This window comes from Streptomyces sp. NPDC038280, from assembly GCF_055600045.1.
On sequence record NZ_JBVJYZ010000012.1, the window covers coordinates 133,923 to 147,279 of the forward strand.

Annotated in this window: 10 protein-coding genes and 2 pseudogenes; 6 read left to right on the forward strand and 6 right to left on the reverse strand. The window is 69.9% G+C overall.

The annotated features are described in order from the left end of the window. Positions 1-28: 28 nt before the first annotated feature. Both ACZ7J0_RS23465 and ACZ7J0_RS23470 read left to right on the forward strand, forming a co-directional pair. Complete coding sequence (locus tag ACZ7J0_RS23465; protein ID WP_470890339.1) at positions 29-388, forward strand: DUF427 domain-containing protein; 360 nt, start codon at positions 29-31, stop codon at positions 386-388. Beyond that, complete coding sequence (locus ACZ7J0_RS23470; RefSeq protein ID WP_470890341.1) at positions 385-1,029, forward strand: class I SAM-dependent methyltransferase; 645 nt, start codon at positions 385-387, stop codon at positions 1,027-1,029. The genes ACZ7J0_RS23465 and ACZ7J0_RS23470 overlap by 4 nt, the downstream gene beginning before the upstream one ends. Before the next feature lie 108 nt (positions 1,030-1,137). On the opposite strand, the gene ACZ7J0_RS23475 is transcribed toward ACZ7J0_RS23470, so the two are convergent. Together ACZ7J0_RS23475 and ACZ7J0_RS23480 are read right to left on the reverse strand one after the other, a co-directional pair. Continuing rightward, the gene (locus ACZ7J0_RS23475; RefSeq protein WP_470890343.1) at positions 1,138-2,127 is read right to left on the reverse strand and encodes a lytic polysaccharide monooxygenase auxiliary activity family 9 protein; all 990 of its coding nucleotides are present in this window, start codon (positions 2,125-2,127) and stop codon (positions 1,138-1,140) included. Between the two features lie 184 nt (positions 2,128-2,311). After that, a complete protein-coding gene (locus ACZ7J0_RS23480; protein WP_470890344.1) occupies positions 2,312-3,319 on the reverse strand; it encodes an RICIN domain-containing protein in 1,008 nt (335 codons plus the stop codon). Between the two features lie 721 nt (positions 3,320-4,040). On the opposite strand from ACZ7J0_RS23480, the gene ACZ7J0_RS23485 reads away from it, so the two are divergent. Beyond that, complete coding sequence (locus tag ACZ7J0_RS23485; protein ID WP_470890346.1) at positions 4,041-4,211, forward strand: hypothetical protein; 171 nt, start codon at positions 4,041-4,043, stop codon at positions 4,209-4,211. Between the two features lie 941 nt (positions 4,212-5,152). On the opposite strand, the pseudogene ACZ7J0_RS23490 reads toward ACZ7J0_RS23485, so the two are convergent. Beyond that, positions 5,153-5,263: pseudogene (locus tag ACZ7J0_RS23490) on the reverse strand (IS21-like element helper ATPase IstB); the annotation flags it as partial. Positions 5,264-5,570: 307 nt separating this feature from the next. Here ACZ7J0_RS23490 and ACZ7J0_RS23495 point away from each other — a divergent pair. After that, entirely contained in the window at positions 5,571-6,989 is a 1,419-nt protein-coding gene (locus ACZ7J0_RS23495; protein ID WP_470890348.1) for an MFS transporter, read from the forward strand. A gap of 546 nt (positions 6,990-7,535) precedes the next feature. Beyond that, positions 7,536-8,018, forward strand: a complete 483-nt coding sequence (locus ACZ7J0_RS23500; RefSeq protein WP_470890350.1) for an MSMEG_6728 family protein — start codon at positions 7,536-7,538, stop codon at positions 8,016-8,018. 190 nt (positions 8,019-8,208) lie between these two features. Here ACZ7J0_RS23500 and ACZ7J0_RS23505 read toward each other — a convergent pair whose 3' ends face one another. The 3 genes from ACZ7J0_RS23505 to ACZ7J0_RS23515 all read right to left on the reverse strand — a co-directional run bounded on the left by ACZ7J0_RS23505 (position 8,209) and on the right by ACZ7J0_RS23515 (position 12,128). Beyond that, positions 8,209-8,682, reverse strand: coding sequence for a GNAT family N-acetyltransferase (locus ACZ7J0_RS23505; protein ID WP_470890460.1), 474 nt, complete (start codon positions 8,680-8,682; stop codon positions 8,209-8,211). Between the two features lie 539 nt (positions 8,683-9,221). Continuing rightward, positions 9,222-10,661: a condensation domain-containing protein gene (locus ACZ7J0_RS23510; protein ID WP_470890351.1), complete on the reverse strand. Its 1,440-nt coding sequence runs from the start codon at positions 10,659-10,661 to the stop codon at positions 9,222-9,224. A gap of 57 nt (positions 10,662-10,718) precedes the next feature. After that, complete coding sequence (locus ACZ7J0_RS23515; protein ID WP_470890353.1) at positions 10,719-12,128, reverse strand: condensation domain-containing protein; 1,410 nt, start codon at positions 12,126-12,128, stop codon at positions 10,719-10,721. Between the two features lie 418 nt (positions 12,129-12,546). On the opposite strand from ACZ7J0_RS23515, the pseudogene ACZ7J0_RS23520 reads away from it, so the two are divergent. After that, positions 12,547-13,199: pseudogene (locus ACZ7J0_RS23520) on the forward strand (transposase); the annotation flags it as partial. Positions 13,200-13,357: the final 158 nt, after the last annotated feature.

Genomic DNA, 13,357 nt, shown 5'->3' on the forward strand with positions numbered 1-13,357 from the left:
CCGGCCCCGCTCGAACGCTGATCCAGTCATGACCTCACCTTCACGGAACGCGCCCCAGGGCAAGGACGGGCGCCACCGGATCACGGTCGAGCCGGGTACCGACCATGTCCGTGTCGTATGGGACGGTCGGCTGCTCGCCGAGAGCCGGCGGCCCCTGGTTCTGCGCGAGACGGGATGCCCGGTTCGGTACTACCTGGCGCCCGCTGACGTACGGACGGACCTGCTGACCCGCTCCGCCAAGACCTCCTACTGTCCCTTCAAGGGAGACGCCTCCTACTGGTCGGTGCCCGGCGCCGACGATCTGGTCTGGGCCTACCTCGATCCGAAACCGGAAATGGCCGCGATCGCCGGCCACTACTGCTTCTACGACACGGAGTTGGTGAGGTGAGCCAGGCGCCACTGCCACAGGGCGCGTCTGCCGCCGAGGTGTTCGACGAGGTGGGCGCGCGCTACGAGGAGGTGTTCGCCGACGTCCCCGGCCAACTTGCGGCCCTGGATTGGCTCGCCGACCGCCTGTCACCTGGCGCTCGCGTCCTGGACGTGGGCAGTGGCACCGGCCGCCCGACCGCCGAGGCCCTGACCCGGGCAGGCTTCGCCGTCACCGGCATTGACGTGTCGGCCGAAATGGTCCGGCTCGCCCGCGACCGGGTGCCCGGCGCCCGTTTCGAGCAGGCAGATGTCCGGACCTACCCTGGCCCCGACGCCGGGTACGACGCCGTGTGCGCCTTCTTCCCCTTGCTGATGATGGACCAGCCCGAAGTGGCGGCTTCGCTGACGAGGATGGCCTCTTGGGTCGCACCTGGCGGGTCGTTCGCGATGGCAACCGTGCCCGGCGACATCAGGGGCCTGGACATCGCCTGGATGGGCCACACGGTCACTGTCAGTAGCCTGTCCACCGAGGACCAGCTGCGGGTGCTGGAGGATGCCGGCCTCGAAGTGGTGCACCACGACACCGCCCTGTACCGCCCGCATGGCGAGGGCGCGGAACCCGAGCAGCACCTGTACGTCCACGCCCGCCGCCCGTCCTGAGGGGCCGGGCGGCCGGGCGGCAGCGCGGCAGCGGGGGTATGCCGGGGGGCCTGTCGGCGCGACAGACGCGTCGGCCCGGGGAGAGCTGGGGCAAGGCAGAACTCTCCTTCAGGAACGGTCAGCCGTCGGTGCGTGTTGACGCCGCCGAAGCAGCACGGAGGCGCACGCGGCGAGCAGCCCGAGGAGGGCGGCCCCGGCGGCGAGCAGTGGTGCGACGTCACGCTCGGAACCGCGGGAAGCCGACGCGGGCAGAACACTGGAGGACTGGGACCGGGACTCGGACTGGGCAGACAGGGACTGCTCGTCGTCCGGCTCCGTCGCGGTGCCGGACGTGCCGGCCGGTCCGGACGGGGACGGTGCCGACCCCGTCGGCACGGGGGTCGGCTGCCCGTTCTCCGACCACCCGTCCGAGGGCCGGCTCGGCGAGCGCTGCCCCGGCGTATTGCCGGACTCCGAATACGCGACGTCGAAGACCACGTCGGAGCACGAGTAGTAGGTGTCCGGGCTGCCGGAGTTCTGCCACACGGTATAGAGGACCTGGCGTCCGGTACGGTCGGCCGGCAGACGCCCGGAGATCCGGTAGGCGCCGCCCTCCAGCTCGGGATCCGTGGCAGTGATGAACGGCTCGCGCGCCAGATCGGACCACCGCAGCGGCACGGACGGGTCGTACCCCTCCTTGGTGAGGTAGACGCGGAACGTTCCCCGGTGCGCGATCGTCGACCTGTAGGTGAGGGTGAAGCCGGCGCCGGCCCTCAGGGGGGTCGCGGGCCAGTCGGCGCGGGCGATGTCCAGTCCCCGGTACTCGTCGATACCGGCGCTGCACAGGTGCCCGTCCGGAATGACGTCCCGGTCCCGTCCCTCGACGCCGGCCACTCTGAGGTTGTCCCAGGCGTCGAACCCTCGTCCGCCGTTCGCGGCCACAGCTGCCCGGCAGGCTGCCGACCGCTTCAGGTTCTGCCCTTCGGGTCCGCACGCGACCGCCCGGCTGACAGGCGCGACCGGTGCTCCGTGAGCCTCCGCGGGGCCGGCCCCCGCGGCGAGGAGCAGAAGCGGAACAACGCCGGCGACGGCGACCCTGGCGATGTGGTGAGCGGCCATTCGCGGCAGACCTCCTTGACAGTCCCTTCAGCCTGCCGTGTAGTACGGGCCCGTCACGGCGACCGTTCAACAGGCCACCTCGCTGGGACCAAGGCGCGTTGCCGACTCAGAGCACGCCACTGATCACCGGATAGCGGGAGGCCCGACCGATCCCTCCGGCCGGGGCCTCCCCGCGTTCCTCTGCTCAGATCTGTGAGTGCCTTCCTGACAACGTTTTCACCAGCCTCTCGTCCTGGCCGGGACCGGTCACGGCGGCGGGAACCGGGGGTACGACGACGAGGTCCGCGGGCACGATGACCGGGGCCGGCCGTCGATCGGCGCGCACATCGCGATCGCGCCCGCACCGGTCATGCCGCACCACGCCATGAGTGCCGCGGTGGTCGTCTTCGGACCGGCGGCCACTGTCCCGCTCCCGGTCGGACCCCCGGTGAGGCCTGCCCTGATCGTCCGCCGAATCCGTCCACCGCGGATCGGGCTCAGCGTTCCCGGTCGCGGAGGGAGACGGCGAAGTACAGGCTGGTGCCGAGCAGTTCCCGCCGGCCGGCGGGGAGACGCTCACCTCTTTCGTGGACGGCTTTTCGGCGTGGGAACCCGGCGCGGACGTGGTGTCTGCGCCCAAGGGGTCGGTCACCCACTTCTGGGAAGATGAATCGTCACGTTCCTTCACCACGACCACGGCGCCCGGAGTCGCGGATGTGGGAGTGACGGCCAGTACGTCGTTCCAGCGCGGCACCACATGCCCCTGGATGGTCACGTCGTACCGCACGTCCGAGCCGGTCGGCGTCGCCGCGTCCAGGCATTCGCTCAGCACAAGCACACCGTCCTCCCCCCGTGAGTTCAGACAGAGTTCCGGTGCGGCGAGGCTGCGCAGGAGCCCGTCCTCTTCGTACGACCACCGCTGTCCCTCCGAGGAGGAACACTCGGCCATCGTCGCCTCGGAGCCCGGCACCAACTCCCGGCCGCGGACGTTCAGACAGAGCTGGGCATCGACGTTCCGCAGTCTCGTGTGCAGCGGTGTGGACGGGAGTACGGCATCGGCGGCCGATGGAGGGGTCGCGGGAGCGCTCGGCGCCGCGGAGGTGCTGCCGGGACCCGTACGGCTGACCGTGCCGCTCGGAGCCGCGGGGGTGTCACTGTCACTGCCGCTCGCCCACAGGTTCGCCGCGACCATGACCACGAGCAGTGCCGCCACGGTCACTCCCGCACTGGCGACGGCGACTTGCGATCCGCCCCGGGCGTACACCATCCGGCGGGCCGCGGCCGTGGCCCAGTGGCGGACGGGGACCGTCGGGAAGGTGACCGACGAGCCGGTGGCCCACGGGACGCCGATCCGAGGCAGCGTGCGCGGGCGACCGTCCCTCGAGTGGCGGCCGGTCCGGCGAACAGCGGATGCGCCGGCATCCGCTGCGGCACCGCCGCGGCCCGGTCGCGAGTTCAGATAGCTCCGGGCACTGCGGCCGAGCACCGCTTCAGCCAGTAGTACGGCTGCGCGCCCCTCGGCATGACTGAACTGATCAGCGGCGAATGCGCAGTGCCGGCACTGCGCCATATGACGCTGGATGTCCGGGAGCAGCGTCCCGCCGCGGCGAAGGGATATGTCGAGCAGACGGTTGTAGTGACGGCATTCCCTATCGGGAGCGAGTTCAAGGTGAGCCCGAACGCAGCCTGCCCGGAACTGCGCGAGAGCTTCTTCGAGTTCGGCCGCGGCGTCACTGGGGTCAATAGCCAGCAAACCGGCCGGCACGGAAATTCCTTCCGCCTCGACCTCCGCATGCCAGAGCAAACATTGCGCGGCAGTCGGCAATGCCCTGAAAGAGCGGGAGGCAAGCACCCGACTGCCGGCGGGCAGAGCCTTCTCCGCCCTGCCGCCAGGACCGGCGTCAGGGCATCGGAGTTCGGGCAGCATCTGGGAGATGGTGGGGTCCACCGCCCAGGCACGAGCGATATCCCTTGTGGTGAGCAGCAGTTGGGGCCGCAGGGGGCCGGTGGGCCCGGAGCGGCGAAGCCTCTCGAACACCTTGCTGAAGGCCGCCGCGGTGAGCATCGACGCGGCATTCGCCGAGGAGGCACAGATGGAGGCGTAGTCGAATACGGCCTGCCGGTGGCGTGCGAGCAACACGGCGACAGGCAGGGTGTCCTCGGCCCCTTGGTGCGCCTTCAGTCTGATGGCGAGGGCTTCGTCGGAGTCTCCGGAGGGGGCGTGCGACGGGGCAGGGGTGACTGGGTCGGAGTCGGGGGTTCGGGGGCTGTGCATCGGTTCCTTCCGGGGTACTGCGTGGGGGGCTTCCGGGTCATCCGCCTGGCGGTCAACAGGCGCACGAGCGCGGCTAGTTGGGGAGTCCACCCGTTTGGTACGTACCTTTTGGGTGACGCTTCACGCAAAGCGACCCAGCGGTTTGGGTCATGTGGAAACCGGCGTCAGCAACGCCCTTTTGAGGCGATCGGTCGCACCGAGTCATTCGAACTGTTGAGCAACATCGTCGCGTTCGAACGCGAGGGAGGTCAGCTTTCCACAACACTCCGGCACGGAACAAGAGATCGGTAAACCGCGGCCATTCATGCCACCGAATTCTTACTTGAAAGTCAGGAAGCGCGGCAATGTGGACAGTCAGCGAATGAAGCCGGACGTTCTCCTGCCGAAACGGACGAACGCCGTCGGCCCGCGGCCGTAGCGCGAAAGGGTTCGGGTACCAGGCGTCCGGCTCCGCGATCACGAGGTCTTGAGCGAACCCCACGGCTTGGATGGGGCCCGGCCTGGGTCGGAGCCCCTGGCCGGTGGGTGAGTGTGCCGGCCACCGGGGGCCGGCACACCTATTGCCGTCAGCTGGGCAGCCACGCGCTCCACTTCGGACTCGTTCGTTCTGCCACACCTGTTCGCGGCCACCTCTGGCGCCAGCTGCTCTTCGGCGATCATCAGACGACATCGTTCTGCGAGGGTCCCCGGCTTGCGGGCCGTGTCCTGCTCGGACGATGCCGGCCGGGCCGGCCTTCAACATGTGCCGGCGAGGCGGTAAAGCGGGGTTGGTCAGCGAGCTGCTGCGTGTTCGGGTCGGGCTCGGCTGCCGGCCAGGCGATAGGAGCCGGTGCCGGTCTCGATGACGCTGCCGTTGCAGGGGCGCCGGTCGACGATCGCCGCAGGGTGTGCTTCGACGACCCCGTGCTGCTCCTGGTGGACGACACTGAGGGGAGGACGGACAGGCTGGCGCGCCACCACCGAAGCCGACGCCGAGGTGCTTGCGTCCACACTTCGCCGGCGTGGCGTTCGCGCACGTGCGGCAGGGCGGAAGCAAACCGCCTTGGCGGCCCCTGGACGCCTGAGCCGCCGGGGCGGTGGGGCCGCCGCGGCCGACACCGGCGAAAAATCAGGAGGCACGAGGCCCGGCAGGTGACCGGTCCGGCTGGCGGGCCGCCCGCTTTGAAGGTCAGCTTGGAGGATGGAAGCGATGACCGCGGACGCTCCGCCGGCGGCCTCGAAGCAGCGGGTCGGGGCCTTCACCGCGGTCTCGATCGCTCTGTTCTGCATCCAGGTCGACTTCTTCGCGCTGAACCTGGCCATCCCGGGCGTCGCCGAAGAGCTGCACGTGACCGTCTCCGCCGCCCAGTGGACCCTGTCCGCGTACATGCTCGCCGTCGGCTGCCTGTTCGTGGTCGGCGGCCGTCTGGGCGACCTGCTCGGCCGCCGCCCGGTTCTGCTCACCGGCATCGGCCTGTTCGGCGCGGCCTCCGTGGGCTGCGCCCTCGCCCCCACCCTGGGCGTCCTCGTCGCGGCCCGCGTCGTCCAGGGCGTCGGCGCGGCACTCATCTTCCCGGTCTCCGTCGCCGTGATCACCAACGCCTTTCCCGACGCGACCCGGGCCCGCGCGCTCGGCGCGATGTTCGCCGTCGCCAATGTGGGCACCGCCGCCGGGCCATTCGTCGGCGGAGGCTTCACGGACGGCCCAGGCTGGAGGTGGATCTTCTGGCTGCTGGCCCCTCTGAGCACGATCGCCCTGCTGATCGCCCTGTGGTACGTCCCCGACTCCCGCGACGACACCGCTCCGCGCCAGGTCGACCTGCCCGGGTGCCTGGCCATCGTGACCTGCCTGGCCGCGCTGACGATCGCCATCGAACGCGGCAGCGCCTGGGGGTGGGACCATGCGCGCACCCTCATCCTGCTCGCCGTCGCGGTCGTGAGCGGCGCCCTCTTCGTGCTGCGCGAACGCACCTGCCGCCACCCGCTGGTCGACTTGCGGCTCTTCCGCAACATCCCCTTCGACCTGGTCACCGTCATGGGGTCGGTCTGCAACATGGGCTACGTCGTCACCGTCCTCCTCGCCACCCTGCAACTCCAGCAGCTGCGCGGCCTGTCCGCCCTCCTCGCCGGGACCGTCTTCCTCGCGCCGGCGCTCATGGTGGCCGGTGCCGGCCCCCTCGGTGCCTGGCTCGCGTCCCGCATGCGGCCGACCACCGTCATGGCCCTCGCCGCAGCCGTCGCCGGGACGGGCATGATCGGCCTGAGCCTCGTGTGGGCCTGGTGGCTCTACGTCCCGCTCCTCACCTGGTGCGCCCTCGGTCTCGGCCTCGGCTGGACCTTCTCCAGCGTCGCCACCCAGCAGGTCATCGCGCCCGCCCGCGCCGGCGAAGCCTCCGGTGTCGTCCTCACCGCACTCGTCGTCCTCGGCGCGATCGCGCTCGCCGCCACGGCGTCTGCGATCACCGCACTCACCCCCGAGACGGGTCCGGAGGAGGCCTACGACGCGGTCCTGCGTACGGGCGGCGCGACGATCCTCGCGGGCGCCGTTGTCGTGCTGCTGATCAGCCACCTGCCGACAGCCCGGGCGCATGTGCCCGGAAGCGACCGTACGGGTGCCCGGCGGGCGTGACGCTGCCCGCGGCTCGGGCTCTCCCGCGCGAATTCCGCCGCCTGGCCACCGGCGCGCGAGGGGTGGTGCATCACTACGCCGCAGTACGCGCCGTGGCCACCGGGCGGCGCGGCTGCTCGGGGCCACGGCGGCCGCCGTCGACGCGTGGGCCTGTCCCTGTGCCCCGACGATCAGGCCGAGTCCTGCAAGCCGCGCTGAGCAGCAGACGGGAACGCGATGGTGTCTCCATGTAACTCCCGGTTCAGACACGGACGTTGACAACCGCGTGACGCTTCCTGGCCAGTAATGATCAATATCAGGAAAGTCACCGACAGGGGTCCTGGACAACACCGCCTGGCGCCGACTGAGTTGCTCACGAGGCGAGTTGATACTGCCAGATCGAAGGCACCGGACCGCGGGGGCCGTGAAGGGCAGTGCTCCGGCGGCATCACCGGCCGCCCGCCGGAGGGGGCGGTGCGGTGGGGAAACCACTATGAGTTGCGGGCCTGGCGGGTGACGGCGGACGCAGGGGGAGGAAGGGACGCCCTGGACGGGTAGGTCTCCCGCATGCAGACATTTCTGCCGTATCCGGGCTTCATCGACTCGGCCGCCGTGCTGGATCCGAGACGTTTGGGTAAGCAGCGCGTCGAGGCACTCCAGGTCTTCCGGGGCCTCACGGTGCCCGGATACGGCTGGCGCCGGCATCCCGTGGTGCGGATGTGGGCCGGGTACGAGGAAGCCCTGGTGCGCTATGGCCTCGACGCATGCGGCGTCTGGACCGCCGACGGGCGCTCCGACACCTGTGCGGCCACGCTCATGGTGGACTTCCTCGCCTGGTGTCCGGGGGCCACCGTCCGGGACCAGCGCCGGCTCGGGGAAGACGGCGACCTGCCGCCCTGGCTCGGCGACCCCGCCTTCCACCGCAGCCACCAGTCAGCGTTGCTGCGCAAGGCCCGGGAGATCTACCTCCCCCTCTTCCCCGGGGTGCCCGACGATCTTCCCTACGTCTGGCCGGCCTCCGACCGAGACACCCGATCCGGTCGGTCCTGACGGGGGGCCCGATCATCGGCAGGGCAGGCAGGGAAGGCAGGGCAGGCAGGGCGTCACGTGCGGACTTCGGGCCGCGGCAGCCGATCCGAAGCGTGGCTTTGGCGCCAACTGAACGGCAAAGTCACAGTTCGTGGCTGAGCGCCGTAGGTCGCCAGGCCGGCCAACTGCGCCACTTACGAGGTGGGGAAGATTATCCATCCAACCGCAGCACCAGCTCGTCGATCTCCGCTCCCCGCGCGTTCGCGAAGCCCCGGTCCTCGCCGACGACCTTGAAGCCGCACTTCTCCAGGACCCGCACCGATCCGGTGTTGTCCGCCGCCGCCCGGGCGAGCAGCGGGCGTTCGGGGACCTCGGCGAGCAGCCCCCGCAGCGCCGCGGTCGCGATGCCCCGCCCCCAGTAGTGGCGATCCATGAAATACGTGACCTCCCGCTCGCCCGGCTCGCCGTACACGGCCACGTGCCCGACCACATCGCCGTCCACGAGCACGGTGCGGGTGACGACGTCGGGCGAGGCGAGGATGCGCTTCCAATGCGCGTCGAAGTGGGCCCGGTCCGTCGGGTCCTCGGCGGTGAAGGCGGCCATCCGATTCGACTCGGGGTCGCTCATGTGCCGGAAGAACACAGGCAGATCGCTGGGGTGCACAGGACGCAGGGAGACATCTATGGAAGCCATGGGCTCGACCCTAACGACCTTGGGGGAAGGACGGCAGTGAGTCGGCCGTGACATGCAAAGGGCCTTACGGATTAGGCGAGGTGTGAAGCTGACCTGGGCCCGTACGGCCTGTACGCATCCTGCCCTGTCCGGGGTCTCCGGCGCACCTTTCGGGGAGTTGCTCGAAGAACTCGCCCTGCCCTGAGCGGCGGCCCGCACGCAGCAGAACACGATCAAGACCACCACATTCAGCGACCACCAGAGCCGCACCCTGTTCTCCGGCGGCGTCCGTCCGGCCGCATGCACGACCAGACCGCTGTGCGTTACCGAGGGCATCGCCGAACAGTTCCGCCTCCACCCAGATGTGCACGCCGAGGTCGACTCCGGCTACCAGGGTCTGGCCAAGGAGTTCCCGTCCGAGGTCAGCGCCCCGCGCGTGCCTACCGGCCGCAAACCAACGGCAAGGTCGCACGCTTCAAGCGCACCCTGCTGAATGCCGACCCAGCCCTGCACTGGCCCGCCCTCGGCGGCCTCCCTGGAGGTTCTGCGACTCACAGGGTTCCGTGGTGGGCCATGTTCTCCAGCGTTCGAGTCAGGGTGCCGACGAGGGCCGTCTTGGTGTGGCAGGCCCGGGGGTTGTCCACGTGGACGGTGTTGAGGTGGATGCCGTCGTGGGTGCGGTGCAGCCACAGGAACATGCCGTTTGCTGATGGGATCGAGGTGTACACGCTGGCATGCCAGGCGGCGTGGCGTGCTGCGCCGGGGGCGTCCCTGAAGTCCATGTACGAGAAGAAGTTGACGGCGTGGGGCCAGGGGCGTGCGTAGTGCTCGGGGGCCAGCAGCCGCAGTACGACGACGAAGGGGATCCGGCTGCCCCGGATCATCCGCGTCGATGCGTCCCGGGCGGCGGCCACGGTCTGCGCGAAGTCCAACCCTTCAGCTACCGGGAACTCGACCGGGAGCAGGTTGACGAACCATCCCACGCTGTGGGCGTGGTGACTGCGGCCGCGCGTGCCGACGGGCATCAAGGTGCGGTGCACGTCGGGGCCGCCCTGTTTCCTGATGCTGACGCCGACGGCGGCGAGGACGCCGGTGGTCAGACTCGCGCCGACCTCCCGACAGCGGGCCTCCAGGGCCGCGGCGCCGGAGCGGGTCAGCAGCGCGTCGGTCGTGTTGCGCGCAGGGCCGCCGGCGCCGGGTTCGATTCCGAGGTCCAGTGGGAACCTGGGGAACGGGCCGCCGTTACGGGCCAGGTAGCCCTTCCAATAGTCCAGCCTGCTGTCGTCGGGTCTTGTCGACACGGTCCGCTGCCGTTCCTCGCGGCTGTGGTCGAGGAAGGTGCCCACCACGGGGAGGTCAGGTTGCCGGCCGGACGAGAAGGATTCGTAGGCGGTGGCGATGTCGTTCAGGACGATCATCATCGACGTGCCGTCGGTCACGAGGTGGTCGCAGGCGAAGTGGACTGTCGTGGACTCCTTGCGGACCATCGCGCCCATGACGAACCAGGGGCCGCGGCGGGTATCGGTGATTCGCAGGAACCTCTCCACGTGAGCGCGGGCCTCGGCGGGCGAGGCCACGGGTCCGCGGTCGACCGGTTCGAGTTTGACGTCTTCCGGCGCGGCGACCTCGATGCTGAGACCGCTGGGCGACGGGCGAAACGCGCAGCGCAGTACCGCGTGGCGCCGCACGCAATGGAGCAAGGCGGCTTCCAGCGCCGGGCGGTTGAGCCTGCCGCGGATCTCGAAGGTTCCGGCGTAGGAGTCGGTGTGGCGGCTCGTGCTCCGGTCATGGTTGTCGGCCTCGTCGGCTGGAGGCGCGGACGCGCCGAAGTGGTACTCCTGGTTGTATGAGGGCAGGGGGCCGGACGACTCCGGGACGCTGGGTCCGGCTGTGGCGCCCAGTGCGGTGGTACGAGCGGCGGAGGTGTGCACGCGCCATTCGACGGCGTGCCCGGGTGCGATGACCAGCTCCGAGCTGGGGAGTTGAAGCACCGGTCGGCGCCCCCTTTCGATGGTGGGCGTCCGCCCGTCACCTGGGCGGAGCTTCCGTCAGAGCTGGCCGGTACGCGCGATGTTGTCCAGCGACTGCACGAGGTGCCGGACGAGGGCGGCCTTGGTGCGGCGGGCCTGCGGGGTGTCCACGAAGATGGAGTTCAGGTGGAGTCCGGTGTGGTTGCGGTGGAACCAGAAGAAGATGCCGTTGCTGTGCGACGTGGAGACGTACTTGCGCGCCTTCCACGCCTCGTGGCTGTGGGCCCCTGGGGTCCTCCTGAAGTCCAGGTAGGAGAAGAAGCTGACGGCGTACGGCCAGACCTGCGGGCCGGTCTGATCACACGTCAGAAGATCGAAGACGCGGACGAACGGGGCTTCGGTGTACGGCCGCATCGCGTCCAGGGCAGCTTGCGCACCCGCCATGACGCCCGCGAAGTCCGTGTCGTCGGCCACCCGGAACTCCACCGGGAGCGTGTTCACGAACCAGCCCATGCTGTGTGCGCCGGGTCCACGGCCGCGCGTACTGACCGGCACGAGCGCCCGGTAGACGTCCGGCCCGCCTTCCCTTCTCAGGCTGACGCCGAGAGCGGCCAGAACGCCAGTCGACGCCCTGCTGCCCACCGCACGGCAGTGGGCGTCCATCGCGTCAAGACGGTCGGCCGGAAGCAGCGTGTCCGCCTCGTTCACGGCGCGATACACCACGCCCGGCTCGATCCCGAGGTCCAGCGGGAATCGCGGGAAGAGCTGTCCGTGGTTGCGTGCGACGAACCCCTTCCAGTGATCCAGCAGCGCGTCGTCGGGGCCCATCGCCGCGCCACGGTGCCGCTCGGCGGCGGCGTGGCCGAGGAAGCCGCTCGCCTCGGGAAGTACCGGTTCCCGGCCATGGGTGTACGCCTCGTAGGCCACGGCGATGTCGCGAATCGCGACGGGAGTGGAGACGCCGTCGGTCAGCAGGTGGTCGCAGGCGAGGTAGACGGTGGCGGAGTCGTCCCGCATCATCGCGCCCATGACGATCCACGGTCCTCGAAGTGTGTCGGTGCCCTGGAGAAAGCGTTGTACGTAGGAGCGGGCCTCGGCCGGGGTTTCGAGCCGCCCGACGTCGACGCGTTCGAGTTTCACGTCGTGTGGTGGGACGACCTCCAGCCCGGGTGCCTCCGCGGTTTTCCCGGTCTCCCTGAAGTTGCAGCGCAGCACCTCGTGGCGACGCACGAAATGCAGCAGAGCGGCTTCCAGCGCCTCAAGGTCGACACTTTCGCGGATCTCGAAGGAGCCACCGATGTACGAGGAGTAGCCGATGTCCGCCGCGCGGAGGCTCTGGGCGACCGAGAAGTGGTCCTTCTGGTTGTAGGAGGCGAGGGCGCCCAGATCGGAGCTTTCGGCGTGCCCAGCGGTTCCTGCAGCGGACACGGCCCATTCCACGGCATGTCCAGGGGCCAGCTCCATGTCCTCGACGGGCAGCTGCAGCACGGGGACCTTCCTGATCAGACATCACATCGCTTGGAGATTCGACGTGGTGGACGCGAACGGCGACGGATGGCACACCCGCTCACGCTCTCCGGCCATCACCGTGGATCACGCATCAGTAACGAGCCGGCCAGCAGGCGGTGACGGCCGCTTCCCGTGCATGTGGCGCCACCACGGGGCCGGATCGGTGCGGTGATCCACCGGAAACGCCTTAGTCGTGCGGTGGTGCGACTATTTGGCGGTGCAGGTCAGCACGATGCAGCCGTGGCCGCCGTTCACGCCCAGCCTCCTGTTCGGCGTTCGGGGCGGTGCCCGGCCGCCGAAGCCGCCGCGGCCGGTGTCATTCGGGCAGCCGGGGGCGGGGCTGTTTTGCCAGAATGCGCCGTAGAGACCGCCTGAACCGCCCGGTCCAGCCCTCCTCTGGGAGGAGTCCCCGGACCCGGAGCGCGACGCCAAGCCCGACCGCATCGAGGAGGTCCTGGAGCACTTCCCCGACCGCGTCTGCGCGTTCGAGGAGTTCGGAGCGCTCGGCATCCGCAACACCGCCGAGCCGTGGTGGGCCGAACAAGGGCGTCCCGAGCGGCACCCCGCGACCTACCACCGCACCCGCGGGGTGCGGTACTTCCACGGCTACTACTCCGTCGGCGACGACCCCCTCTGGGGCGTCAACCGCCGCAAGAACGCCAACACCCCGACCGCGCTGAAGTCGGTCCGTGCGGCCCGCCCGGACGGCGCCCCGATCCACGTCATCCTGGACAACCTGTCCGCTCACAAGGGCGAGACGATCCGCCGCTGGGCGAAGAAGAACCGGGTCGAGCTGCGCTTCACCCCGACCTACGCGTCCTGGGCCAATCCGATCGAGGCCCACTTCGGGCCACTGCGGCAGTTCACCGTCGCCACATTCGAACCACCGCAACCCCACCGTACGGACCCGGGCTCTGCACGCCTACCTGCGCTCGCGCAACGACAACGCCCGCCACCCCGGCCTCCTCGCCAGCCCAACGACGAGAGCGTGCGCGCGTTCGCCGCGAGAAGGGCGTCCGCTGGGGTGGTGGTCCGCTGGTCAACGCGGCCTGGTTCACGACTCGTCTGACGGCAGCCCCTCGACAATCAGCCGCCGGCTTTCCGTGTTGCGGCTGCGCAAGGCGGCGATCTCCCGATAGCCGCCGACACTCATAGCCGCGGACCCTACCGGCAACGTGCCGAGTGCAAGATCAACGTCCACGCGGTGA